Origin of the sequence: Catenulispora sp. EB89 (genome assembly GCF_041261445.1) — a bacterium.
Lineage (GTDB): Bacteria > Actinomycetota > Actinomycetes > Streptomycetales > Catenulisporaceae > Catenulispora.
On sequence record NZ_JBGCCU010000028.1, the window covers coordinates 22187 to 46920 of the forward strand.

A 24734-nucleotide genomic window follows, 5' to 3' on the forward strand; every position below is an offset into this window, starting at 1 on the left:
GAACTTGTGAACCACGGGAGCCTCCAGGGCCACAAGTCGCCTGGTGGGGACGATGAGGCCGGTGATGTGCCGCCGGTTCGCGTGATATGCCCGATATCAAACGGGTATTGACGGCAGCCGCCGGATCAGGGTGCACTGAGCCCGAAATGCGCCCAGGCCGCGGCGGTCGCGATCCGCCCCCGGGGTGTGCGAGCCAGCAGGCCCTCGCGCACCAGGAACGGCTCGGCGACCTCCTCGACCGTCTCGGACTCCTCCCCCACCGCCACGGCGAGCGTGGACAGCCCGACCGGCCCGCCGCCGAACAGCTTGAGCAGCGCGTGCAGCACCGCGCGGTCCAGCCGGTCCAGGCCGCGCTCGTCGACCTCGTAGACGTCCAGCGCGGCCCGGGCGATCTCCAGGTTCACCGTGCCGTCGGCCTTCACCTCGGCGTAGTCCCGGACCCGCCGCAGCAGGCGGTTGGCGATCCGCGGGGTGCCGCGCGAGCGCCCGGCGAGCTCCTTGGCGCCATCGGCGTCGATGCGCACGTTCAGCAGCCGGGCCGAGCGGTTGACGACGTGCTCCAGGTCGGCGGCGGCGTAGAACTCCAGGTGCGCGGTGAAGCCGAAGCGGTCGCGCAGCGGCGCCGGCAGCAGCCCGGAGCGCGTGGTGGCCCCGACGAGCGTGAACGGCGGCAGCTCCAGCGGGATCGCGGTGGCCCCCGGGCCCTTGCCGACGATGACGTCGACCCGGAAGTCCTCCATCGCCATGTAGAGCATCTCCTCGGCGGGCCGGGACATGCGGTGGATCTCGTCGACGAACAGCACCTCGCCGTCGGCCAGCGAGGACAGGATCGCCGCCAGGTCGCCGGCGTGCTGGATGGCCGGCCCGGAGGTGATCCGGATCGGCACCTGGAGCTCGTTGGCGATGATCATCGACAGCGTGGTCTTGCCCAGCCCGGGCGGCCCGGACAGCAGGATGTGGTCCGGAGCCGCCTCCCGCATCCGGGCCGCGTCCAGCACCAGCGACAGCTGGTCGCGCACCTTCGGCTGCCCGACGAACTCGGCCAGCCGCTTGGGCCGCAGCGCCGCGTCGGCCGCCTGCTCCTCGACGTCGCCGGTGACGGCGGCGCCGGAGACGAGGCGTTCGGTTTCCTGTTCCACGGCTACCTACTTCTTCATCGTCCGCAGGGCCGCCTTCAGCAGCGGTCCGAGCTGCACCGTCTGCCCGGCCGCCTCCTGCTCGGCGGCCAGCGGGCCGACCGCGCTGACCGCGTCGTCGGCCTCGCGCGCCGTCCAGCCGAGGCCGGTCAGCGCCTCCAGCAGCTGGATGCGCCACGAGCCCAGGCCGGCGCGGCTCCAGCCGTTCTGGGCCTGGCCCGGCACCGCGCCGGTCGGCGGACCCAGGCGCTCCTTGAGCTCCAGCAGCAGCCGCTGGGCGCCCTTCTTGCCGATGCCCGGGACCTGCGTCAGCGCGGCCTCGTCGCCGGTCATGAAGATGGTCCGGAGGGTGTCGGGGGCGTGCACCGACAGCATCGCCTGCGCCACCTTCGGGCCGATGCCGCTGGCGGTCTGCAGGAGCTCGAACGTGGCGCGCTCGTCGTCCGTGGCGAAGCCGTAGAGGGTCAGCGAGTCCTCGCGGACCACCATGGCGGTGAAGAGCTTGGCCTTCTCGCCGACGCTCAGGGCCGCCAGCGTGCCGGGTCCGCAGTACACGAGCATGCCGACGCCGCCGACCTCGACCACGGCGCTGGCCGGGTTCACCGCGGCCACCGGGCCGGACACGAAGGCGATCACGCGCCACTCCTCACTGTGCTGTGCTCATAGCTCATCATTGTGCTCACTGCTGAGAGTGCTCACCGCTGCGTCCTGCTGATCACCGCTGCTCACCGTGCTCACCGCTGCTCACTGCCGCTCGCTGTTGTTCATCGTTGCTTCGCGATCGCCGCGGCCAGCCGGCTCTGCGCCGTCCCCCGCCAGATGTGGCAGATGGCCAGCGCCGCGGCGTCGGCGGCGTCGGCCGGCTTCGGCGGCTCGGCCAGCCGCAGCACCCGCGCCACCATCGTCGCCACCTGGTCCTTGCCGGCGCGTCCGGAGCCGCTGATCGCCGCCTTCACCTCGCTCGGCGTGTGCAGCGCCACCGGCAGCCCGTGCCGCGCGGCCACCAGCATCGCGACCGCGCTGGCCTGCGCGGTGCCCATCACGGTGCTGACGTTGTGCTGGCTGAAGACCCGCTCGACCGCCACCGCCTCGGGCCGGTGCGCGGTGAGCCACGCCTCCAGCCCTTCCTCGATGGCCAGCAGCCGCCGCGAGAGGTCCATGGTCGCCGGGGTGCGGATGACGCCGACCCCGACCAGCGTCAGCGGCCGCCCGGGCGTGCCCTCGACGACCCCCACGCCGCACCGCGTCAGTCCCGGATCGACCCCCAGCACCCGCACGCGCGACCGACCTTTCGTTCCCTGAGACGTCGCCTGAAACAGCAGTTCTCTTGTCCAGGGAAGCCTAGTGGCGCGCGGGGACACAATGAGGGAGCCGGGCCCACGCTCGCGGATCCGGCTCCCAACATATGCGCACATGCCGCCTTGTCAGGCGTCGATCTTCTCCATGACCTCGTCGGAGACGTCGAAGTTGGCGTAGACGTTCTGCACGTCGTCGCTGTCCTCCAGCGCCTCGATGAGGCGGAACACCTTGCGCGCGCCGTCCTCGTCCAGCTCCACCTGCACCGAGGGCAGGAAGGAGGACTCGGCCGACTCGTAGTCGATCCCAGCGCCCTGCAGCGCGGTGCGCACCGGGATCAGGTCCCCGGCCTCGCTGACCACCTCGAAGGACTCGCCGAGGTCGTTGACCTCTTCCGCGCCGGCCTCCAGCACCGCGAGCAGGATGTCGTCCTCGCTCAGGCTGCCGGACTTGGGGACGATCACGACACCCTTGCGGGTGAACATGTACGACACCGAGCCCGGGTCGGCCATCGAGCCGCCGTTGCGGGTCATGGCCACCCGCACCTCGGAGGCGGCGCGGTTGCGGTTGTCGGTCAGGCACTCGATCAGCACCGCCACGCCGTTCGGGCCGTAGCCCTCGTACATGATGGTCTGCCAGTCGGCGCCGCCGGCCTCGGCACCGGACCCGCGCTTGACCGCGCGGTCGATGTTGTCGGCCGGGACCGAGTTCTTCTTGGCCTTCTGCACCGCGTCGAAGAGCGTGGGGTTACCTGTCACATCTCCGCCGCCGGTCTTGGCCGCGACTTCGATGTTCTTGATCAGCCGGGCGAACAGCTTGCCGCGCTTGGCGTCGATGACCGCCTTCTTGTGCTTGGTGGTCGCCCATTTGGAGTGGCCGGACATTACCCCTGCTCCCTAACTACGAATTCATTCAGGCTGCGTCGCGGTCGTTCACCATGGCCACGAAGTACTCGTGGACCCGGTGGTCCGCGGTCAGCTCCGGATGGAAGGACGTCGCCAGCAGGTTTCCCTGCCGGACCGCGACGATCCTACCGATAGCCGGGCCACTGGTGACGCGTGCCAGCACCTCGACACCCTCGTCGAGCTCCTCGACCCACGGCGCGCGGATGAAGACACCGGCCAGTTCCCCGATCCCGTCGAAGGCGATGGGCTCCTCGAAGGACTCGGTCTGCCGCCCGAAGGCGTTGCGCCGCACGGTGATCGGCAGCCCGCCGAAGGTCTCCTGACCGGCGGCGGCGTCGGTGATCCGGTCGGCCAGCATGATCATCCCGGCGCAGGTGCCGAAGGCCGGCATGCCGTCGGCGATCCGCTTGCGCACCGGGGCGAACAGCTCGGCCGTGGTGGCGAGCTTCCACATCGTGGTGGACTCCCCGCCGGGCAGGACGAGCGCGTCGACCGCGTCCAGGTCGGCCGGGCGGCGCACCAGCGCGGTGGCCGCGCCGACCGCCTTCAGCGACGCGACGTGCTCGCGGAAGTCGCCCTGCAGCGCGAGCACGCCGATCGTCTTGGTCGCCGCCATGCGTTACCAGCCGCGCGAGGCGTAGCGCTGCTCGGCCGGCAGCGTGTCGAGGTTGATGCCGACGATCGCCTCGCCGAGGTTGCGGGAGACCTTGGCGATCACGTCCGGGTCGTCGAAGTTCGTGGTGGCCTCCACGATGGCCTTGGCGCGCTTCTCCGGGTCGCCGGACTTGAAGATGCCGGACCCGACGAACACGCCCTCGGCGCCGAGCTGCATCATCATCGCGGCGTCGGCCGGGGTGGCGATGCCGCCGGCGGTGAACAGCACGACCGGCAGCTTCCCGGTGCGCGCGACCTCCTTGACCAGCTCGTACGGCGCCTGGTGGTTCTTGGCGGCGAGGAACAGCTCGGACTCGTCGAGCGTGGTCAGCCGCTTCATGTCGGCGCGCAGCTGGCGCATGTGCCGGGTGGCCTCCACGACGTTGCCGGTGCCGGCCTCGCCCTTGGAGCGGATCATCGCCGCGCCCTCGGCGATCCGGCGCAGGGCCTCGCCGAGGTTGGTGGCGCCGCAGACGAAGGGGACGGTGAACGCCCACTTGTCGATGTGGTGGGTCTCGTCGGCGGGGGTCAGCACCTCGGACTCGTCGATGTAGTCCACGCCGAGCGCCTGCAGCACCTGGGCCTCGACGAAGTGGCCGATCCGGGCCTTGGCCATGACCGGGATCGAGACCTCGGCGATGATGCCGTCGATCATGTCCGGGTCGCTCATCCGCGCCACGCCGCCGTCCTTGCGGATGTCGGCGGGCACCCGCTCCAGCGCCATGACCGCGACCGCGCCGGCGTCCTCGGCGATCCGGGCCTGCTCCGGCGTGACGACGTCCATGATCACGCCGCCCTTGAGCATCTCGGCCATGCCGCGCTTGACGCGGGCGGTGCCGATCTCCGGAGCCTGCGCGGTGTTCTCGTTCACGGACACGGATGACCTCACAAGGGAAGGGTTGATCGGATGAGCGGACTGCTCCCGATGCACCATCCTAGAGGGCGCGCAAGTGTGATCCACCTGACAATGTGGCCAGGTCAGGATGCGGGAGTGGACGGTGAGGCGGCTTGTGATGGCTGGTGAATGTCATCACCGCAGGTCGGTGACGATCCTTACACACAGCGCACCCCTTACACCTTACCGCTAGGTCGAGGCCATCCCCCGCAAACCGACGGGTTCCTCGTCGTCCATCTCGAAGGTGTCCGGAAACGGCGCGTGCCCGGCGAGCCGGAACCACCGCACCAGCCGCTGCCGCCGCAGCACCCACGTGACCCGGACGGCGTCGTTGTAGAAGTGCCGCGCCAACTGGACGCGCCGGCACGAGGAGTCGAGCTCGACCAGCAGCGCGCCCCCGCCGGGCCGCTCCTTGAGCGCGAGGCTCTCCTTGGGGTCTTCGAAAACGTCGCGCAGCACCCGCGTCAGATTCGTCTCGGCGAGATCGCGCGAATCAGCGGCGGCGTCCCGCGCGGTGTGCGCGGCATCATCGAGCAGGATCGACGCGGCCGGATCGAGCAGCCGCGAAGCCGCCAGATCCAGCGACACCGAGGCGCGCCGAACGAGCTGCGCGTCGAGCGCGGCCCACGCCGCATCGCGGCGGGTGTGCAGGCGGTCCAGCCGGTTGGCGGTCCAGCTGAGGTAGACGCCGATGAGCAGGACCACCGCTGCGGCGTAGACGAGGACGGACACGGTGGGTCAGCCTAGTGGGCGCGGGCGGTTCGGGGTGGGCGCGGCGGGGGCGGCAGGGGGAAATGAGTTGCGGGAGTTGAACGCCAGGCGGTCCACGGGGAGCGTGCGTATGACGCTGACGCTCGACGGGCCGGACGGCGCGTGTCCCTTGTGCCAGAACCCCATGAACCACGCGGTCGGCGAGTCACTGAGCGGCGGCGAGAACAGCTGGTTCTTGGAGGCTCTCTGCCGGGTCTGCGACCACAGCTCGCTTCAGCAAGGGCGGCGCTTCGTACCGACGCACTGGCGCGACCTGTTTTTGGAACTCACCGGCCAGTGGCGAATTCGCATCGACCAGTCTTCGGACGCGGGGGTACTGGTTATGCGCGCCTTGCGGCGGGTGTTCCGGCTCCCGCTCGCCAGGACGCGGGAGATCCACGGGCAGTTGCTGCATGCCGGCTGGCCCGGGACCCGCGGCGAGATCGCGTGGCTCGCGGTCGAACTCGGCGAGCTCGGCGTGGCGACGACGGTGGACGTTGAGGTTCCGGGCACACAGACGGAGCTGCCCGAGCGGCGGATGCCGCTGCCACCGTCGCGAATCGGGGGCGCCGGGGACTCCGACGGGGCGACGGTCAGTATCGCCGACGGGCCGGAGCGATCGCGCGTCGCCGACTACTTGGCGACATCGCCCTGCCTGGTCGCGGGCGGCTACTGGATCGATCCGGTGACGCGCGACCCGCGCCATCGTGGCGGCGACGGCTTCAGGAGCGACGGGACCTACATCTGGTCGACCGCCTGGGCCACGCTGCTGGCACGGCACGGGCTGCCGCTCGACGCAGACTTCGTCGACCACGTTCGCGAGCGCGGCTACCAACCGCCCAGGATCGAGGGAAGCGCGCTGGACGCCCTGCTCGTGGCCACCGGACTCGAACCACCGGACTACCCTGACGAACCCGATGAGCTCTGACTTGGGCTCCGTGGCGCGCGTGCACTCCCGCCGCCGCTACTCCCGCACCGCCCGCGCCCGGTACGCGGCCACCGTCGTGCGGCTCGCACAGGCGTTGCCGCAGAAGCGGCGCGTGCGGTTGCGCGACTGGTCCACGAAGTAGTTGGCGCAGCCGGCGGCGGCGCAGCGGCCGAGGGTGACCGCCGGGTCCCCGGCGGCGACCAGCGCGAGCTTGGCGGCGAGGAGTTGGCCGAGCCAGCGTTCGGCGGGGGCGCCGTTGCGGCTGAAGTGGATGTGCCAGCCGCCGAGGCCGTCGTGGTCGGAGAGGTGCATTTCCGGCGGGTAGTCGCGGAGCAGCTGGTGCACGGCGTCGGGGGCGGTGGTGTCGACGAGTTGGGACAGCGCCGTGGACACCAGCTTCGGCAGGGCGCCGTAGGCGCCGTCAGGCGGGGGTGTGACCTCGTGTTCTTCGAAGAAGGCCGCGACCAGTTCGCCGTCCTGGTCCAGGGTGCCGGTGTTGGCCAGCTCGACCGCCAGTCGGGTCACGTTCCCTATGTAGTCACCGTATTGCACTTGACCGCCTACATCATCGATTCCTACTGTAGGCGCCATGGTAACTGACACCGCCTACATAGCCCGCCGTCTGCAGCTGCTCGGGGACTGGGACGCCGCGCTCGCGGTGCTGGCCCCGGACGCCGACCCCGAGCTGCGCGCCGAGATCGCCTTCGAGCGCTGGATGTTCCTATGGGCCGGCCACGACGAGGCCGAGCAGGCCGTCGCCGCCCTTGACCAGGACTCGCCGACGGCCCACCTCCTGCGCGCCCGCCTGGCTTACAGCCGCCTGCTCTTCAACCGCGGCCCGCGCCCCGACGACCGGGCCGCCGCCGAGGCCGGCTACCGCGACGCGATCTGCGACGGCGACGACTCCACGCGGGCCTGGGCGGAGTTCCACTGGGGCTGCCTGCTCGACAACATCGACGGGAACGCGGACGCCGCCGTCCCGCACTTCGAGACAGCGCTCGAATACAGCGTGAAGCACGCCGACGCGGCCCTGGAATCCATCGCGATCCGCCACCTGGCGGCGCACCACGAGCCCGCCGAGCGGATCCGCATGCTGCGCCGCTCGCTGAACCTGCGCGCCGCGCTGGCCGCCCGGCCGTACGTCGCCGCCGCGCAGGCCACCCTGGCCTCCGAGCTGGCCGAGGACGACCCCGAGCGCGCCGAACTGATCGAGATCTACCTCGCGGCGGCCGAAGAGATGCAGATCCCGTGGCTGCTCGGCGGGAGGACCGGCAGCACCGAGGACGACTTCGAGGACTGACGGGGCGGGCGTCGCGGCCTCACCCCATCAGGTGAGGCGATTGCCTGCTCTCGTTCCGGGGCGCGCGGCGACCAGCCACTGTGCTGCGCTGCGCCGCGTCCTCAGGGCTCCAGCACCTCGCGCGCTCCCAAAGCCTCAGCCTCCGCCTCGACCGCAGCCGCAGCTTCAGCCTCGACCGCCGCCTCCGCCTCGACCGCAGCCGCCGCCTCTGCTTCGACCGCCGCTTCCGCTTCCGCCTCCGCCTCCGCAGCCCGCGCCAGCGAAGCCGCGTCGGTCGTCACCATCTCGTACACCGCCAGCAGGTCCGCGGCCACCACCGACCAGTCGTACCGCCGCACCGCCAGCGCCGCGGCCTCCGACAGGCGGGCGCGCTCCGTGGCGTCGTCCAGGAGCTCGATCGCGTCCTTCGCCAGCGCGTGCGCGTCGCCGGTCGGGAACAGCCGGCCCAGCGCACCGCCCTGCAGCACCAGCCCGAACGCGTCCAGGTCGCTGGCCAGGACCGGGGCGCCGGCCGACATCGCCTCGACCAGGATGATGCCGAAGCTCTCGCCGCCGAGGTTGGGCGCGACGTAGACGTCCACGCTCGACAGCAGCCGGGCCTTGTCCTCGTCGGAGAGGCGGCCCAGGAACTCCACCTGGCCGCGGACCGCGTCCGGCAGGAAGGCCGCGACCTCGTCGATGTCGCCGCCGCCGAGGACCAGCAGCCGGACTCCGGGGCGGGCCGCGGCGATCTCCGGGAACGCCTCCAGCAGCGTCGCCAGGCCCTTGCGGGACTCGTTGATGCGCCCGATGAACGCCAGCGTGCCGCCCTGGCCGGGCTGCGTCTGCCACTCCGCCTTGGGCTCGGCGCGCTCGTAGAAGCCGACGTCGACGCCGTTCGGGATCACCACCGCGTCGCCTCCCAGGTGCTCCACCAGGGTGCGGCGCGCGTATTCGGACACGGCGATACGGGCGCTGATCTTCTCCAGCGTCGGCTGCAGGATCGGGTACGCGACCGTCATCGCGCGCGAGCGCGGGTTGGCGGTGTGGAAGGTGGCGACGATCGGGCCGGAGCCGGCCCAGCACGCCAGCATCGACAGGCTCGGCGAGGACGGCTCGTGCACGTGCAGCACGTCGAACGCCCCGTCGTGCAGCCAGCGCCGCACCCGCGCGGCGGACAGGAAGCCGAAGTTCACGCGCGCCACCGAGCCGTTGTACGGCACCGGCACGGCACGCCCGGCGTGCGTGACGTACGCCGGCAGCGAGGCCTCGTCGTCGGCCGGGGCCAGCACCGACACCTCGTGGCCCAGCCGGATCAGGTGCACGGCCAGGTCCCGGACGTGGTTCTGCACACCGCCGGGGATGTCCCACGCGTAGGGGCAGACCACGCCGATCTTCACGACGCCTCCTCGGCGGAGGATGACGTCGACTCCGCCGGCTCGGGCTTCGCCCTCGGCGCCTTCGCCGGGTCCAGATCCGCGAGGAAGAACTTCTGCATCATGTGCCAGTCCGCCGGATGCGCCGCGATCCCCGCGGCGTAGTTGTCCGCGAGCTGCTGGCACATGACGGCCACCTTCTCCGGCCGCTTCCCCTCCGCCGGCACCGGAATCTCCGGCCGCACCCTTATGCTCATCCGACCGTACGACGGGTACCACAGCTGCACCGGCAGCAGCACCGCCCCGGTCTGCACCGCGAGCGCCGCCGGCCCCGCTGCGATCCGCGTGGCCTCGCCGAACATCGTCACCTGCGCCCCGCTGGCGCTCAGGTCCCGGTCGGCCACCAGCGCGACGCCCTTGCCGGCCCGCAGCCGCCGGGCCAGCGTGCCGAACACCGACGGCCCGCCGTCGTGCGGCAGTACCTCCATGCCCAGGCCACGTCGGTAGTCCAGGAACTTCTCCGCCACCGACTCCGGCTTCAGGTGCTCGGCGACGGTGGTGAAGCCCTCGCCCATGAAGTTCACCAGCCAGACCCCGGCGTGGTCGTAGTTGCCGGTGTGCCCCAGCGCCATGATCACGCCGCGCCCGGAAGCCAGGGCCTCCTTCAGACGCCCTATGTCCTCGGGCGGGAAGTCGACGCTGTCCATGATCCGCTCACGGCTCCACGTCGGGATGCGGAACTGCTCGCAGTACTGCCGCAGCGCCGAGCGCATCGCCCGGCGCGACATCGCGCGCAGCTGCGCCTCCGGCGTGTCCTTGCCGAGCACGCGCAGCAGGTTCTTCTCCAGCTGCCGCACCTGCGCGCCGCGCCGGGACCACAACCGGTCCGCGATGAAGTCGAACAGCCGGTACGCGGTGCGCTCCGGCAGGAGTTTCACTATCGTCCACGCCGTGCCGTAGCCCCAGCTGACGACCCGTTCCTTAACTCCCCCAGCGCTCTCTGCGCTCACGCGACCGCCTCCCCCTTGAGCAGTACCTTGCGAACCAGCAGCACCCGCTGGACCAGCGTGACCAACGACCCGATGGCGATGGCCCACAGTGTGACGGCCTGGATGTACGGCACGCCCAGCCCCGACAGCCCGGTCGCCACCAGCGACCCGACCAGCCGCTCGCTGCGCTCCACGTAACCGACGTTGGCGTTCACCCCGAGCCCCTCGGCGCGCGCCCGCGCGTAGGACACCACCGCGCCCAGCGCCATGATCGCCAGACAGAGCCCGAACATCACCGGCTGGTTCCCGCCCCGGGCGAACCAGTACGCCAGCCCGCCGAAGATCGCGGCGTCGCCGAGCCGGTCCAGCGTGGAGTCCCAGAACGCCCCGAACTTGTCGGTGCGCTCCAGGATGCGCGCCATGGTGCCGTCGACCAGGTCGGAGAACACGAACGCGGTGATGACCACGGTCCCGACGAAGAACGACCCGCGCGGGTAGAAGCACAGCGCACCGGCGATCACGCCGAGCGTGCCGACCAGCGTCACCGCGTCCGGACTGATCCCGATCTTCAGGAAGAACTTCGCAGTCGGCGTGAAGATGGCGGTGAAGAAGGCACGCGCGTAACGGTTGAGCATGACCGTCCAAAAATCGGGTACGTGGGGTCGGTGGGGCGTCTGCATCGCGGCCAGCCGATGTACCGCGGCCAGCCGACCGCGAGGCCATCATAGGGGTCCGGCCGCTCCCACCGACCCGCGGTGGCCGGGTTGGGGTGCCACCACCCGGCTCTCCCGCCAATGGTTTTCCCACGTGTTGAATACAGATCATCACTCCTGGTCGGACCCCGTCTCACCACCCCGAACCAGCGCCTGGTTGAGCGCTGAGACAGTGGCCCGCACCATCGCCGTCAGCACCGAGGTGTCCATTCCGACGCCCCAGACCTCGCGGCCGTCGACCCGGGAGCGGAGGTAGCAGGCCGCCACGGCGTCGGCACCCTCGGAGACCGCGTGTTCGGAGTAGTCGAGGATGTCGAACCGGATCCCGGCCTTGCCCAGCGCCACGGTCAGCGCCGACAGCGGCCCGTTGCCGGACCCCGACACCGGGATCACGGCGCCGTCCGCGGTGACCACGGTCGCCGCGACCCGGTGGCCGCCGTCCGCGAGCTCGGCGAACACCGGCTCGGTCAGCTTCCAGGCACCGTCCTCCCCCGGCACCACGTACGTCGTCCGGAACAGCTCCCACAGGTCCTGCGGCGTCATCTCGCGGCCGTGCTCGTCGGTGGCCCGCTGCACTACCTTCGAGAAGCCCGGACGGAGGTCCCGCGGCAGGTCGACGCCGTAGTGCGTGCGCAGCAGGTAGGCCACCCCGCCCTTGCCGGACTGGCTGTTGACCCGGATCACGCCCTTGTAGCTGCGCCCGACGTCGGCCGGGTCGATCGGCAGGTAGGGCACGTCCCACGGCGCCTCGCGCTCCGGCACGCCGAGCTTCACGGCCTGCGCGGCGTGGTGCGCCATGCCCTTGCTGATGGCGTCCTGGTGCGTGCCGGAGAACGCGGTGTAGACGAGGTCGCCGACGTAGGGGTGCCGGATGTGGACCGGGAGGCGGTTGCACTCCTCGACCACGGCCCGTACCGCGTCGATGTCGGAGAAGTCGACCATCGGGTCCACGCCCTGCGCGTGCAGGTTCAGCCCCAGCGTGACCAGGTCGACGTTGCCGGTGCGCTCGCCGTTCCCGAACAGGCAGCCCTCAACGCGCTGCGCCCCGGCCAGCACGGCCAGCTCGGCGCAGGCCACCCCGGTGCCGCGGTCGTTGTGCGGGTGCACGGAGAGGATGACGTGCTCACGCCGGGCCAGGTGCCGGCTCATGTACTCGATCTGGTCGGCGTAGACGTTCGGAGTGGCGACCTCGACCGTGGCCGGCAGGTTGTGCACCACCGGGCGGTCGGCGCAGGCGTCCCAGATCTCGGTGACGCGGTCGCAGACCTCGATGACGTAGTCCGGCTCGGTCAGGATGAAAACCTCGGGCGAGAACTGGAAGCGCATCCTCCCGGCATCGGCACCGCGCTGATCGGCGAGCTTGGCGACCAGCTCGGCGGCATCCTCGATCAGCGCCCTGACCTCGCCGCGGCTTCCGCGTAGCACCAGGTCGCGCCAGGCGGGAGCGGTCGCGGTGTAGAGGTGGACCAGGACGTTCGGCAGACCCTCGACCGAGGCGAACGTCCGTTCGATCAATTCGGGCTTGGCCGGCGTGAAGACGGAGATCGTGACGTCCTCGGGGATGTCGTCGCGGGCCGCCAGGGAGCGCACGAAGTCGAAGTCGGTCTGGCTGGCGGAGGGGTAGGCGACCTCGATCTCCTTGTAACCCATGCGCAGGAACAGGTCGAACATCTTGGTCTTGCGCTCGGTGTCCATCGGCTCGGCCAGGGCCTGGTTGCCGTCGCGCAGGTCCACCGGGACCCAGAGCGGGGCGGCTTCGAGCCGGCGGTCGGGCCAAGTGCGCGCGGGTTGTGTCTTCGCGACGATTGGGACGTCGACGCGCTCGAAGACGCTCCGGTAGCGGTGCGAGGGCATCGGGCTGGGCTGCTGCGGGTTCCACGGCGTCGGCCGAGCTGGGGTCGTCATGCTTCGGAAGGCTAGCACTCCTCAGACAAGCTGAGTACCTGAGTTCCTGAGCGGCCGCCAAACAGTGGTACAACTGGCCCCGTGACCCTCCGATCGATCCAGCCCACGCCGCTCGTCGAGCAGGCCGCCGCGCAGCTGCGCGAGCAGATCACCGGCGGGGCGTGGCCGGTCGGCACCAAGCTCCCCGGCGAGACCACGCTGGCCGCCTCGCTCGGCGTCGGCCGCTCCACGGTCCGCGAGGCGATCCGCGCGCTGGCCGGCGAGGGGCTGCTCCAGCCGCGGCAGGGGGCCGGGGTGTTCGTGCTGGCCACCGAATCGCGGACGGATCTGGCCGACCACCTGCGCAAAGCCTCGCTGGCCGACCTCTACGAGGTCCGGATGATGATCGAGACCCGCGCCGCACGGCTGGCCGCCGAGCGCCGTACCCCGGCCGACGCCGCCGCGTTGGAGGCCGCGCTGGAGCGTCGGACCCGGGCCGCGCGCCGGTCCGACGAGGAGTTCATCGAGGCCGACGTCGCGCTGCACACCGCCGTGGTGGCGGCGGCCGGGAACCCGGTGCTCACCGCCCTGTTCGAGCAGTTCGTGCCGACCCTGCGCGAGGCGCTGACCGACCTGGTGCGGCGCAGCGGCCGGGCCGACGAGAACCTGGGGCACGCCGCGCACGCCGCGCTGGTCGCCGCGGTCGCCGAGGGCAACCCGGACCGTGCCGAGACCGTGGTCTCCGAGGAGATCGCCTCGACTCCGCTGCGCCGGATCCCCTGAGCGACCGTGAGCAGCCACCCCCGTAAGCAGCGACCCGTGAGCAGCCCGTGAACCGCTCGGGCCCCGCCCCCTTGTGGCATGTCGCATATAGGAGTTGGCTGCAAGGAACAGCCGGGTAACGAAGTATGTACAGCTGGTACAACCGCTACCCCAGTGTCATGACAAGATCGGCTCCGGCTCAGAGAAGAGCCGCCCTGACACAGGAAAAGGAGCACGCTCGATGGCAGACAAATCAGGCGGACAGGGCGGCCACGCCGGGGCCGCCGGCAGGGTGACGACGCCCTCCCGGCCCGAGCAGATCCGGAACGTGGTGCTGGTCGGCCACACCGGGGCCGGCAAGACCACCCTCGCCGAGTCGCTGTTGGCCGCCACCGGTGCGGTGAACCGTCCCGGCCGGGTCGAGGAGGGCACCACCGTCACCGACTTCGACGAGGTCGAGCAGCGGCAGCAGCGCTCGGTCGCGCTGGCGCTGGCCCCGGTGGAGTTCGAGGGGATCAAGATCAACCTGCTGGACGCCCCGGGCTACGCCGACTTCGTCGGCGACCTGCGCGCCGGACTGCGGGCCGCGGACGCCGCGCTGTTCGTCGTGTCGGCCGCCGACGGAGTCGACGGCTCCACGCGCCTGCTGTGGGAGGAGTGCGCGGCGGTCGGGATGCCGCGTGCCGTGGTGGTCACCAAGCTGGACTCGGCGCGCGCCGACTTCGACGAGATGGTGCTGATCTGCCAGCGCATCTTCGGCGACGGCGTGCAGCCGCTGTACCTGCCGCTGCTGGACGACGAGGAGCACGTCGGCGGCGTCATCGGGCTGCTGTCGCAGCGGATCTTCGAGCACTCCGACGGCCAGCGCACCGAGCGGGACGCGGAGGAGGCGCACCGCGAGGGCGTGGAGAACGCCCGGAACGCCCTGATCGAGGGGATCATCGCCGAGAGCGAGGACGAGACCCTCATGGACCGCTACCTGGGCGGCGAGGACCTGGACGTCGACGTGCTGGTCGACGACCTGGAGAAGGCGGTGGCCCGCGGCTCGTTCTACCCGGTGCTCCCGTACTCGGCGATCGTCGCCGGGACCGTCGCCGCGCCGCCGGCGCTGGGCTCGATCGAGCTGCTGGAGCTGATGACCAAGGCGTTCCCGTCGCCGCTGGAGCACGAGGTACCGCCGGTGACCACACCGGAGGGCAAGCCGAAGGGTCCGCTGGCCTGCGACCCGGAGGGGCCGCTGGTGGCCGAGGTGGTGAAGACCTCGACCGACCCCTACGTCGGGCGGATCAGCCTGGTGCGGGTGTTCTCCGGCACGCTGCGCCCCGACGTCCCGGTGCACGTCTCCGGGCACGGCCAGGAGGCCCGCGGGCACGCCGACCACGACGTCGACGAGCGCGTCGGCGCGCTGTCCAGCCCGCTGGGCAAGACGCAGCGCGGGATCGACGCCGGGATCGCCGGGGACATCGTCGCGGTGGCCAAGCTGCTGCACGCCGAGAGCGGGGACACGCTGTCCGGCAAGGACGACCCGATGCTGATCGAGCAGTGGCTGATGCCGGACCCGCTGCTGCCGGTCGCGATCCGCGCGCACGCCAAGAGCGACGAGGACAAGCTGTCGCAGTCGCTGTCCCGGCTGGTCGCCGAGGACGCCACGCTGCGCCTGGAGATGAACCCGGAGACCCGGCAGCTGGTGCTGTGGTGCATGGGCGAGGCCCATATGGACCTGGTCCTGGACCGGCTGAAGAACAAGTTCGGCGTGGCCGTGGACACCGTCTCGCATCGCATCTCGCTGCGCGAGACCTTCGGCGGCGCGGCCAAGGGCCACGGCCGGCACGTCAAGCAGTCCGGCGGCCACGGCCAGTACGCCATCTGCGACATCGAGGTCACCCCGCTCCCGTCCGGCAGCGGCTTCGAGTTCGTGGACAAGGTGGTCGGCGGCGCGGTCCCGCGCAACTTCATCCCGTCGGTGGAGAAGGGCGTGCGGGCCCAGATGGAGCGCGGCGTCGCGGCCGGCTACCCGGTGATCGACCTGCGCGTGACGCTCTACGACGGCAAGGCGCACTCGGTGGACTCCAGCGACATGGCCTTCCAGACCGCCGGCGCGCTGGCCCTGAAGGACGCCGCGGCCAAGACCAGCATCCTGCTGCTGGAGCCGGTCGACAGCCTGGAGATCCAGGTCGCCGACGAGTACGTGGGCGCGATCATGGGCGACCTGTCCTCGCGGCGCGGCCGGGTGTCCGGCTCCGAGCCCGGCGACAACGGCCGCACCGTGATCCGCGCCGACGCCCCGGAGGTGGAGATCGCGCGCTACGCGATCGAGCTGCGCTCGCTGTCGCACGGGACCGGGACGTTCACCCGCAACTACCTGGGGCACGAGCCGATGCCGCCGCAGCTGGCGACGAAGGTGAAGGCGGAGGTCGAGCAGGAGGAGTGAGGACGGAAGCCGTCCTGGCCACACGAGAGTCCCGCCGGGTCTTTCCCGGCGGGACTCTTCAGGTTGTGTCGCGGCGTCTCAGACCGACGCGCTCTCCCGCGCCGCGGGCGGCAGAGCGCAGGCGGCTGTGCCTCCGGGCATCCGCTGGCGGTTGTTCGCGATCAGGCGGTACACGCCGGCCGCGACCCAGCGGATCGGCGGCATGCGCAGCGCCCAGCCCGCCGCAGCGTAAATCCCCCCGGCGGTAAGCAAAAGGCGCGCAATGGCTTGCGCGCCTCCGTGGATCCGGCCTGTCGGGTCCACCAACAACACTTCGTGGTTGGCCCGCTCCGGGGTTGTCCCGTATGACGCGAGATCTGTGAACTGGTAAGCCGTCACCTCCGCTTTTATCGGGAGGCGCTTGAGGACGTTGACCGAGCGTGTGCAGAAGCCACAGTCTCCGTCGAAGATTAGAACCGGCTTGGGGAAGCTGCCCTCGTCCATACCCTCAGTCTACGGGCCACTCATCCGCCAACAGCTTGCGGGTTTCCCCTAACAGCTGCGGCAGCACCTTCGTGTGCCCGACGACCGGCATGAAGTTCGTGTCCCCGCCCCAGCGTGGGACCACGTGCTGGTGCAGGTGCGCGGCGATGCCCGCGCCCGCGACGTCGCCCTGGTTCATCCCGATGTTGAAGCCCTGTGCGCCGGAGGCCGCGCGCACCGCGGTCATCGCGCGCTTCGTGAAGTCCGCGAGCTCGGCGGTCTCCGGGAGGGTCAGGTCCGTGTAGTCCGCTACGTGCCGGTACGGGACCACCATCAGGTGCCCGCCGTTGTAGGGGTACAGGTTCAGCACCGCGTAGACCAGCTCGCCGCGGGCGATGATCAGCCCGTCCTCGTCGCTCAGCGACGGGATGCGGCAGAACGGGTCCTCTCCGGCCGCCGGGCCGGTCGGCTTGTTCTCGCCCTTGATGTACGCCATGCGGTGCGGCGTCCACAGCCGCCGGAAGCCGTCCGGCTCCCCCACACCGTCCTGCGCCTGGAGATCGGCCGCCTGGTTCGGGTCGCTGGGCGAATCGGGCATGGTCATGACACGAAGCTTAGGCGGTGCGGCTTTCGAGACGGAATAGCGCCCTGAGGATCAAGGCGGGTGCCCCGGACGTGCCCGGCGACCGCATATTGTTGAAGCCACTATGACCCTCACCGATCGCCTGCCCGCCACCGACGACCCCGACGCCCTGTTCGACGCCTTCAGCGCGTGGGCCGGCGAGCAGGGGATCACCCTCTATCCGGCGCAGGAGGAGGCGCTGCTGGAGGTGGTCACCGGGGCCAACCTGATCCTGTCCACGCCCACCGGCTCCGGCAAGTCGCTGGTCGCCGCCGGCGCGCACTTCGCCGCGCTGGCCCGGTACCGCGACGACCCCCGGCAGCGCACCTTCTACACCGCGCCGATCAAGGCGCTGGTGAGCGAGAAGTTCTTCTCGCTGTGCGCCATCTTCGGGGCCGACAAGGTCGGCATGCTCACCGGCGACGCCAGCGTGAACCCGAACGCGCCGATCATCTGCTGCACCGCCGAGGTGCTGGCCAACCACGCGCTGCGCGAGGGCACCGAGGCCGACATCGGCCAGGTCGTGATGGACGAGTTCCACTTCTACGCCGAGCCGGACCGGGGCTGGGCCTGGCAGGTGCCGATCCTGGAGCTGCCGAGGGCGCAGTTCGTGCTGATGTCGGCGACGCTCGGCGACGTCACGCGCTTCGAGAAGGACCTCACCCGGCGCACCGGGCGCCCGACCGCGGTGGTCTCCTCCGGGCAGCGTCCCGTGCCGCTGTACTACTCGTACTCCGAGACGCCTCTGCACGAGACTCTGGAAGAGCTTCTGCAGACCAACCAGGCGCCGATCTATGTCGTGCACTTCACCCAGGCCGCGGCCATCGAGCGCGCGCAGGCGCTGATGAGCGTCAACGTGTGCACCAAGGAGGAGAAGGCCGCGATCGCCGACATGATCGGCAACTTCCGGTTCACCGCGGGCTTCGGCAAGACGCTGTCCCGGCTGGTCCGGCACGGGATCGGCGTGCACCACGCGGGCATGCTGCCGAAGTACCGGCGGCTGGTGGAGCTGCTGGCGCAGGCCGGGCTGCTGAAGGTGATCTGCGGGACCGACACGCTCGGCGTCGGGATCAACGTGCCGATCCGGACCGTGCTGTTCACCGGTCTGACCAAGTACGACGGTGTGCGGACCCGTCAGCTCAAGGCGCGCGAGTTCCACCAGATCGCCGGGCGCGCCGGCCGGGCCGGGTACGACAGCGCCGGGTACGTGGTGGCGCAGGCGCCCGAGCACGAGGTGGAGAACTCCAAGCGCGTGGCCAAGGCCGGCGGCGACAAGAAGAAGCTGTCGCGCGTCGTGCGCGTGAAGGCGCCGGAGGGCTTCGTCTCCTGGGGCAAGCCCAGCTTCGAGCGGATGGTCGCGGCCGAGCCGGAGCCGCTGACGTCCAGCTTCCAGGTGAGCCACGCGATGCTGCTGAACGTCATCAGCCGGCCCGGCGACGCCTTCGACGCGATGCGGCACCTGCTGGAGGACAACCACGAGGACCGCAAGTCGCAGCTGAAGCTGATCCGCAAGGCGATCGCCATCTACCGCGCGCTGCTGGCCGCCGGCATCGTCGAGCAGCTCGACCAGGCGGACGAGCAGGGCCGGACGGTACGGCTGACCAAGGACCTGCAGTTCGACTTCGCGCTGAACCAGCCGCTGTCCCCGTTCGCTCTGGCGACGCTGGAGCTGCTGGAGCCAGAGTCGCCGACCTATGCGTTGGACGCGCTGTCGGTCATCGAGTCGACCCTGGACAACCCTCGGCAGGTCCTGTCCGCGCAGCAGAACAAGGCGCGCGGCGAGGCGGTCGCGGAGATGAAGGCGGACGGGATCGAGTACGAGGAGCGGATGGAGCTCCTGGAGAAGGTCACGTATCCGAAGCCTCTGGAGGAGATGCTTCAGGCGGCTTATGACGTCTACAAGCGCAGCTCTCCCTGGGTCGCGGACTACGAAGTCGCTCCGAAGTCCGTGGCGCGGGACATGTTCGAGCGCGCTATGACGTTCGCGGAGTACGTGAGCCTCTATACGCTTCCGCGCTCTGAGGGACTCCTTCTGCGCTACCTCGCGGACGCCTATAAGGCGCTGAAGCACACGATGCCCGAGGAGATGCGCAACGACGAGGTCGACGACCTCATCGAATGGCTCGGCGAGATGGTGCGCCAGGTCGACTCCTCGCTGCTCGACGAGTGGGAGGAGCTGGTCAACCCGGGCGAGGAGACCGCCGCCGTCTCTCCGCACAACTTCGACGAGCGTCCGCCGCCGGTCACCGCGAACGCGCGGGCGTTCCGCGTCATGGTGCGCAACGAGCTGTTCCACCGCGTCGAGCTGTTCGCGCTGCGCAAGTACGACGACCTCGGCGAGCTGGACGCGGCCGCCGGCTGGGACTCGGAGAAGTGGTACTTCGCGATCGAGGACTACTTCGACACCCACGACGAGCTCGGGACCGGGCCGGACGCCCGCGGGCCGAAGCTGCTGGTGATCGACGAGAAGCCGGACGGACGCCCGGGGTTCTGGCTGGTCCGTCAGATCTTCGACGATCCCGAGGGCTACCACGACTGGGGCATCAGCGCCGAGGTGGACCTGGCGGCCAGCGACGAGGCCGGGACCGCCGTGGTGACGGTGACGGATGTCAGTCAGCTGTAGGGGCTGGGATCGTTCGGCAATGCTTCATCGTTGGTCGGTTGGAGGACCTACGATGGCGCGGCGACGATGACGGTCGGCCCGTGACGACGACCGGCCCGCGATGAGACGAAGACCCCGCCGAACCCGAGGTGAGTGACCCGATGGCCCGCAAGAACCTGCGCCTGATCAAGCCCGGCGAGTACCGGCCCGACTGGTCGCAGTCGGCGCGCGGCGGCGGGATCTCGCCGATCTTCCTGGCGCTCGTCGCCGGCTTCGCGGCCAGCGGTTTCGCGCTGTACAAGGGGTACGGCAGCAACCGCGCCGGGGTGTTCATCTTCGTGCTCTGCGGCTGGCTGATCTCGCTGTGCCTGCACGAGTTCATGCACGCCGCCGCGGCGTACTGGGGCGGCGACCACACCGTGGCGCGCAAGGGCTACCTGCGGCTGGACCCGCGCGTGTACGGGCACCCGGTGCTGACCTTCGTGCTGCCGCTGTTCTTCCTGCTGATCGGCGGCCTGCCGCTGCCCGGCGGCGCGGTGGCGATCGAGTCGCACCGGCTGCGCGGGAAGTGGAAGGACTCGCTGGTGTCGGCGGCCGGGCCGGCGGTGAACGTGGTGTTCTCGATCGTGCTCCTGGTGGTGCTGGGCACCTGGGGTCCGCCCTGGATCTTCGGCCCGGCCTCCCCGGACCACGCCGCGCTGTGGTCGGCGCTGACGTTCCTGGCGTACATCCAGATCGCCAGCGCGATACTGAACCTGCTGCCGATCCCGGGCCTGGACGGATACGGGATCATCGAGCCCTTCCTGAGCGCGGACTGGCGGCGGATCGGGGCACAGATCGCGCCGTACGGGATCCTGATCGTCTTCGCGCTGCTGTACGCGCTCGGGCCGGACCGGAACTTCATCGCGCGGTGGGCGCAGGACATCCTGGACCCGCATTCGCCCGTGAACGGCGAGTACTTCGGCTATCACCTGTTCAAGTTCTGGGGAAGCATCAACGGATGACGGGGCGGTAGCGCGGCGCTGGTCTGCGGCGGCAAGCGGCTGAGTAGCAGAGCGCCCGCCGCAGACCGAAGTCCGCGACGGGCGCCGAGTCCCGCTTGACGCCGGTGCTACGCCAGCCCGGCCCGCCGCAGCGCGTCAGCCAGCGCACCCTGCGGTTCGCTGCTTCCGCCGCCACGGCGGTCGCCGCCGCGGCCACCGCCGCCGCCCTGGCCGCCGCCGCCACCACCGCCACCACCGTTGCCACCGCCGCGCCGGTCGCCGCCCTGTCCGCCACCGCCGCCGTTGCCACCGCCGTTGCCGCCCCGCCGGTCGCCGCCGCTGCGGCCGTCGCGCCCGCGGCCGCCGCCACCGCCGCCGCCACCGCCGTTCTCGCCGGACTGCCGCTGGCGGCCCGGGCCGCCGGAGCCGGAGCCCGCCTCGTCGTCCAGGCGCAGCGTCAGCGCGATGCGCTTGCGCACCGGGTCCACGTCCAGCACCTTCACCCGGACCACGTCGCCGGGCTTCACCACGTCGCGCGGGTCCTTCACGAACGTCTTCGACAGGGCCGAGATGTGCACCAGGCCGTCCTGGTGGACGCCGACGTCGACGAAGGCGCCGAACGCCGCGACGTTCGTGACCACGCCCTCCAGCACCATGCCGGGCTGGAGGTCGCCGATCTTCTCCACGCCCTCCTTGAAGGTCGCGGTCTTGAAGGCGGGGCGGGGGTCGCGGCCCGGCTTCTCCAGCTCGGCGAGGATGTCGGTGACGGTCGGGACGCCGAAGGTGTCGTCGGCGAACTCCGTCGGCTTCAGCGCGCGCAGCGTCTTGGTGTCGCCGATCAGCTCCTTGATGCCGGTGCCGGTGGTGGCCAGGATGCGGCGGACCACCGGGTAGGCCTCGGGGTGGACCGAGGAGGCGTCCAGGGGGTCGTCGCCGCCGGGGATGCGCAGGAAGCCGGCGCACTGCTCGAAGGCCTTCGCGCCGAGGCGCGGGACGTTCTTGATGGCGCTGCGGGTGGCGAAGGGGCCGTTGGCGTCGCGGTGCGCGACGATGTTGTCCGCCAGGGACGAGCCGATGCCCGACACCCGCGTCAGCAGCGGGGCCGAGGCGGTGTTCACGTCCACGCCGACCGCGTTCACGCAGTCCTCGACCACCGCGTCCAGCGAGCGCGACAGCTTGCCCTCGGCCAGGTCGTGCTGGTACTGGCCGACGCCGATCGACTTGGGGTCGATCTTCACCAGCTCGGCCAGCGGGTCCTGGAGGCGCCGGGCGATCGACACCGCGCCGCGCAGGGAGACGTCCATGTCCGGCAGTTCCTGCGAGGCGAACGCCGAGGCCGAGTACACCGAGGCGCCGGCCTCGGAGACCATGATCTTGGTCAGCTTCAGCTCCGGCATGTTGGCGACCAGTTCCTGGGCCAGCTTGTCGGTCTCACGGGAGGCGGTGCCGTTGCCGAACGCGATCAGCTCGACCTTGTGCACCTTGACCAGGGAGGCCAGCTTCGCCAGGGCCTCGTTCCACTTGTTCTGCGGGACGTGCGGGTAGATCACGTCGGTGGCGACCACCTTGCCGGTGGCGTCCACGACCGCGACCTTCACGCCGGTCCGGTAGCCGGGGTCCAGGCCCATCGTCGCGCGGGTGCCGGCCGGGGCGGCCAGGAGCAGGTCGCGCAGGTTGGCCGCGAACACCCGGACCGCCTCGTCCTCGGCCAGGGTCCACAGCTGCATGCGGATGTCCACGCCCAGGCGGACCAGGATCCGGGTGCGCCAGGCCCAGCGGACCGTGTCGTTCAGCCACTTCACGCCGGCGCCGGGGGTGGTCGGCGAAGGGATGGCGAAGGTCTTGGCGATCCGGACCTCGTACCCGCTCTGGGTGACCGGCGCGCCGGGATCAGGATCGGAGTCCTCGGGGTCGAAGGTGAGGTCCAGGACCTCCTCCTTCTCGCCCCGCAACAGCGCCAGGATGCGGTGCGACGGCAGCGCGGTGAAGGGCTCGGCGAAGTCGAAGTAGTCGGAGAACTTCGCGCCGGCCTCCTCCTTGCCCTCGCGGACCTTGGAGGTGATGCGGCCCGAGCTCCACATGCGCTCGCGCAGCGCGCCGATCAGGTCGGCGTCCTCGCCGAAGCGCTCGACCAGGATCGAGCGCGCGCCGTCCAGGGCCGCGGCGGCGTCCGCGACGCCCTTGTCGGCGTCGACGTAGTCCGCGGCGGTCGCCGTCGGGTCCAGCGCCGGGTCGCCGAGCAGCGCGTCGGCCAAGGGCTCCAGCCCGGCCTCGCGCGCGATCATCGCCTTGGTGCGCCGCTTGGGCTTGAACGGCAGGTAGATGTCCTCCAGCCGGGACTTGGAGTCCGCGGCGAGGATCTGCGCCTCCAGGGCCTCGTCGAGCTTGCCCTGGCTGCGGATGGACTCCAGGATCGCCTCCCGGCGCTCCTCCAGCTCGCGCAGGTAGCGCAGCCGCTCCTCCAGCGTGCGCAGCTGCGCGTCGTCCAGCCCCTCGGTCACCTCCTTGCGGTACCGCGCGACGAACGGCACGGTCGCGCCGCCGTCCAGGAGCTCGACGGCCGACCGGACTTGCCGTTCGGTGACGCCGAGCTCCTCGGCGATGCGCAGGTGGATGGACGCTGCTGTCGCTGCCACGCGTGGTACTCCCGCCAGGTGAAAAGCCTGCTTAACTCGCGAGAGCGATCCTAGCGACTAGAGCACGAACTTCTCGGCGACCGTGGAGTACTCGAAGAGTTCTTCGTCCGAGAACCACAGCGCGACTTCCTGCTTGGCCTCGTCGATGTTGCCCGAGGCGTGCACCAGGTTGGCCACCGCGATGCCGTTGGCCGTGGCGTAGGCCTTGTTCTGGTGCGCGAAGTCGCCGCGGATGGTGCCGGGGGCGGCCTCGTTGGGGTAGGTGGAGCCGACCAGCTTGCGGACCGTCTTGACCGCGTCGATGCCCTCCAGCACCAGGGCCAGGACCGGGCCGGACTGCATGAAGGTCGCGGTGGCGTTGTAGACGCCGGCGCCGAAGCGCTCCTCGAGGTCGAAGTAGTGCTTGCGGGTCAGGTCGGCGTCCATCCACACCATCTTGGAGCCGACCACCTTCAGCAGCGCGTCCTCGAACCTGGTCAGGACCCGCCCCATGGTGCCGCGCGCCACGGCGTCGGGCTTGAGCAGGACGAGCGTCCGCTCGACGGGGGCGCCGGTGTCGGTCATATGCGTGGTCCTTCGCTGTTCGACGATGTTTCCGTTACTTCTGTGAGCATCTTATTGGGCGCGCGCGTGGGTGATGATTTCGCGGCTGGCGTCGGTCAGCGGACCGGTCTTCTGGTCCCCGTACTGGTTCTCGACCGCGAAGCCGGCCTCTTCCAGGAACGGGTTCAGCGTCTCGGGGGTGTGGAAGCGCAGCGTGGCCCGCGCGACCCGCAGCGGTGTCCCGTCCAGGCTCGCGACGGTGTCGGTGAAGGTCACCAGCGGTCCGGCCACCGACTCCACCTCGAACCAGCCGCGGTATTCGCGCCCGTCGGGCATGGTGAAGGCGCCGCCGTTGTCGGGGTTCCACGCCTCCCAGGCGCGGGCCTGGAGGTGCCGGGTCCCGAATATGAAGACGCCGTTCGGCCGGATCGCCCGGCGGATCGCGGCCAGCGAGGCCCGCAGTTCGTCGTCGGTGGCGAGGCATTGGAAGGCATTGCTGTTCATCGTGACGGCCGGGAATTCGGCCTCGAAGGTCATCTCGGCGGCCGTGCACCGGAGCCACTCGATGTCGGTCCGGCGCCGGGCGCGGGCCAGCATCGACTCGTCCGGATCGACGCCGACCAGCCGGCCCCCGGCGCCGCGCTCCCGGGCGGTGTGCAGGTAGCTTCCGGTGCCGCAGCCGACGTCCAGGACCGCGTCGACGGCGACGGCGGCGTCGGTGAGGAACCGCTCGTGCATCGAACCGTCGGGATCCCAGGGGTTCTCCACGTCGTACATGAGGGCTGAGTCGTCGTCGGTGAAGGCGTGCCCGCGCAAAAAAGTTCTTCCCCTCGTTGCAAAAACGCGTTGTATCGCGTGTCACAATAGCTCGGTAACGAGTCCGCGAGT

General features: G+C 70.7%; 22 protein-coding genes and 1 pseudogene. 6 read left to right on the plus strand and 17 right to left on the minus strand.

Annotation, left to right across the window (positions count from 1 at the left end):
• Positions 1-125: 125 nt before the first annotated feature.
• The 7 genes from ruvB to ABH920_RS40500 all read right to left on the minus strand — a co-directional run bounded on the left by ruvB (position 126) and on the right by ABH920_RS40500 (position 5618).
• Positions 126-1139 (minus strand): Holliday junction branch migration DNA helicase RuvB, encoded by a 1014-nt coding sequence (gene ruvB, locus ABH920_RS40470; protein WP_370354617.1) that lies wholly within the window; start codon positions 1137-1139, stop codon positions 126-128.
• A 6-nt stretch (positions 1140-1145) separates the two neighbouring features.
• Positions 1146-1772: a Holliday junction branch migration protein RuvA gene (gene ruvA / locus ABH920_RS40475; protein WP_370354618.1), complete on the minus strand. Its 627-nt coding sequence runs from the start codon at positions 1770-1772 to the stop codon at positions 1146-1148.
• A gap of 128 nt (positions 1773-1900) precedes the next feature.
• A complete protein-coding gene (ruvC, locus tag ABH920_RS40480; protein WP_370354619.1) occupies positions 1901-2413 on the minus strand; it encodes a crossover junction endodeoxyribonuclease RuvC in 513 nt (170 codons plus the stop codon).
• Between the two features lie 147 nt (positions 2414-2560).
• Complete coding sequence (locus ABH920_RS40485) at positions 2561-3316, minus strand: YebC/PmpR family DNA-binding transcriptional regulator (RefSeq protein ID WP_370354620.1); 756 nt, start codon at positions 3314-3316, stop codon at positions 2561-2563.
• A gap of 28 nt (positions 3317-3344) precedes the next feature.
• Positions 3345-3953, minus strand: a complete 609-nt coding sequence (pdxT, locus tag ABH920_RS40490; protein WP_370354621.1) for a pyridoxal 5'-phosphate synthase glutaminase subunit PdxT — start codon at positions 3951-3953, stop codon at positions 3345-3347.
• 3 nt (positions 3954-3956) lie between these two features.
• Complete coding sequence (gene pdxS, locus ABH920_RS40495; protein WP_370354622.1) at positions 3957-4868, minus strand: pyridoxal 5'-phosphate synthase lyase subunit PdxS; 912 nt, start codon at positions 4866-4868, stop codon at positions 3957-3959.
• A gap of 207 nt (positions 4869-5075) precedes the next feature.
• Positions 5076-5618, minus strand: coding sequence for a hypothetical protein (locus tag ABH920_RS40500; protein ID WP_370354623.1), 543 nt, complete (start codon positions 5616-5618; stop codon positions 5076-5078).
• A 109-nt stretch (positions 5619-5727) separates the two neighbouring features.
• Here ABH920_RS40500 and ABH920_RS40505 point away from each other — a divergent pair, with 109 nt between their 5' ends.
• Positions 5728-6564: a hypothetical protein gene (locus tag ABH920_RS40505; protein WP_370354624.1), complete on the plus strand. Its 837-nt coding sequence runs from the start codon at positions 5728-5730 to the stop codon at positions 6562-6564.
• A 36-nt stretch (positions 6565-6600) separates the two neighbouring features.
• On the opposite strand, the gene ABH920_RS40510 is transcribed toward ABH920_RS40505, so the two are convergent.
• On the minus strand, positions 6601-7089 hold the full coding sequence (locus ABH920_RS40510; protein WP_370354625.1) for a CGNR zinc finger domain-containing protein: 489 nt from the start codon (positions 7087-7089) through the stop codon (positions 6601-6603).
• Positions 7090-7153: 64 nt separating this feature from the next.
• On the opposite strand from ABH920_RS40510, the gene ABH920_RS40515 reads away from it, so the two are divergent.
• Complete coding sequence (locus ABH920_RS40515; RefSeq protein ID WP_370354626.1) at positions 7154-7864, plus strand: hypothetical protein; 711 nt, start codon at positions 7154-7156, stop codon at positions 7862-7864.
• Between the two features lie 254 nt (positions 7865-8118).
• Here the strand turns inward: ABH920_RS40515 and ABH920_RS40520 are convergent.
• The 4 genes and pseudogenes from ABH920_RS40520 to leuA form a co-directional block, all read right to left on the minus strand.
• A pseudogene (locus ABH920_RS40520) lies at positions 8119-9243 on the minus strand (glycosyltransferase family 4 protein); the annotation flags it as partial.
• A complete protein-coding gene (locus ABH920_RS40525; RefSeq protein ID WP_370354627.1) occupies positions 9240-10157 on the minus strand; it encodes a phosphatidylinositol mannoside acyltransferase in 918 nt (305 codons plus the stop codon). The pseudogene ABH920_RS40520 and the gene ABH920_RS40525, both read right to left, overlap by 4 nt.
• 68 nt (positions 10158-10225) lie before the next feature.
• Entirely contained in the window at positions 10226-10843 is a 618-nt protein-coding gene (pgsA, locus tag ABH920_RS40530; RefSeq protein ID WP_370354628.1) for a phosphatidylinositol phosphate synthase, read from the minus strand.
• A gap of 189 nt (positions 10844-11032) precedes the next feature.
• Positions 11033-12826 (minus strand): 2-isopropylmalate synthase, encoded by a 1794-nt coding sequence (gene leuA, locus ABH920_RS40535; protein ID WP_370354629.1) that lies wholly within the window; start codon positions 12824-12826, stop codon positions 11033-11035.
• An 81-nt stretch (positions 12827-12907) separates the two neighbouring features.
• Between leuA and ABH920_RS40540 the strand changes: the two genes are divergently transcribed.
• Both ABH920_RS40540 and ABH920_RS40545 read left to right on the plus strand, forming a co-directional pair.
• Positions 12908-13588: a FadR/GntR family transcriptional regulator gene (locus ABH920_RS40540; protein ID WP_370354630.1), complete on the plus strand. Its 681-nt coding sequence runs from the start codon at positions 12908-12910 to the stop codon at positions 13586-13588.
• Between the two features lie 220 nt (positions 13589-13808).
• A complete protein-coding gene (locus tag ABH920_RS40545; protein WP_370354631.1) occupies positions 13809-15998 on the plus strand; it encodes an elongation factor G-like protein EF-G2 in 2190 nt (729 codons plus the stop codon).
• A 78-nt stretch (positions 15999-16076) separates the two neighbouring features.
• Here ABH920_RS40545 and ABH920_RS40550 read toward each other — a convergent pair whose 3' ends face one another.
• Both ABH920_RS40550 and ABH920_RS40555 read right to left on the minus strand, forming a co-directional pair.
• A complete protein-coding gene (locus ABH920_RS40550) occupies positions 16077-16481 on the minus strand; it encodes a thiol-disulfide oxidoreductase DCC family protein (RefSeq protein ID WP_370354632.1) in 405 nt (134 codons plus the stop codon).
• 4 nt (positions 16482-16485) lie between these two features.
• Positions 16486-17064 (minus strand): HIT domain-containing protein, encoded by a 579-nt coding sequence (locus ABH920_RS40555; RefSeq protein ID WP_370354633.1) that lies wholly within the window; start codon positions 17062-17064, stop codon positions 16486-16488.
• Positions 17065-17167: 103 nt separating this feature from the next.
• On the opposite strand from ABH920_RS40555, the gene ABH920_RS40560 reads away from it, so the two are divergent.
• Both ABH920_RS40560 and ABH920_RS40565 read left to right on the plus strand, forming a co-directional pair.
• Positions 17168-19705 carry a DEAD/DEAH box helicase gene (locus ABH920_RS40560; RefSeq protein ID WP_370354634.1) on the plus strand — a complete coding sequence of 846 codons (2538 nt, stop codon included), beginning with the start codon at positions 17168-17170 and terminating at the stop codon, positions 19703-19705.
• 140 nt (positions 19706-19845) lie between these two features.
• On the plus strand, positions 19846-20688 hold the full coding sequence (locus ABH920_RS40565) for a site-2 protease family protein (RefSeq protein WP_370354635.1): 843 nt from the start codon (positions 19846-19848) through the stop codon (positions 20686-20688).
• A 107-nt stretch (positions 20689-20795) separates the two neighbouring features.
• On the opposite strand, the gene ABH920_RS40570 is transcribed toward ABH920_RS40565, so the two are convergent.
• From ABH920_RS40570 to ABH920_RS40580, 3 genes are read right to left on the minus strand one after another with little or no spacing between them, the layout of a single operon-like run.
• The gene (locus ABH920_RS40570; protein WP_370354636.1) at positions 20796-23303 is read right to left on the minus strand and encodes a Tex family protein; all 2508 of its coding nucleotides are present in this window, start codon (positions 23301-23303) and stop codon (positions 20796-20798) included.
• 57 nt (positions 23304-23360) lie between these two features.
• Positions 23361-23867: a nucleoside-diphosphate kinase gene (locus tag ABH920_RS40575; protein ID WP_370354637.1), complete on the minus strand. Its 507-nt coding sequence runs from the start codon at positions 23865-23867 to the stop codon at positions 23361-23363.
• Positions 23868-23918: 51 nt separating this feature from the next.
• Positions 23919-24662 carry a trans-aconitate 2-methyltransferase gene (locus tag ABH920_RS40580; protein WP_370354638.1) on the minus strand — a complete coding sequence of 248 codons (744 nt, stop codon included), beginning with the start codon at positions 24660-24662 and terminating at the stop codon, positions 23919-23921.
• Positions 24663-24734: the final 72 nt, after the last annotated feature.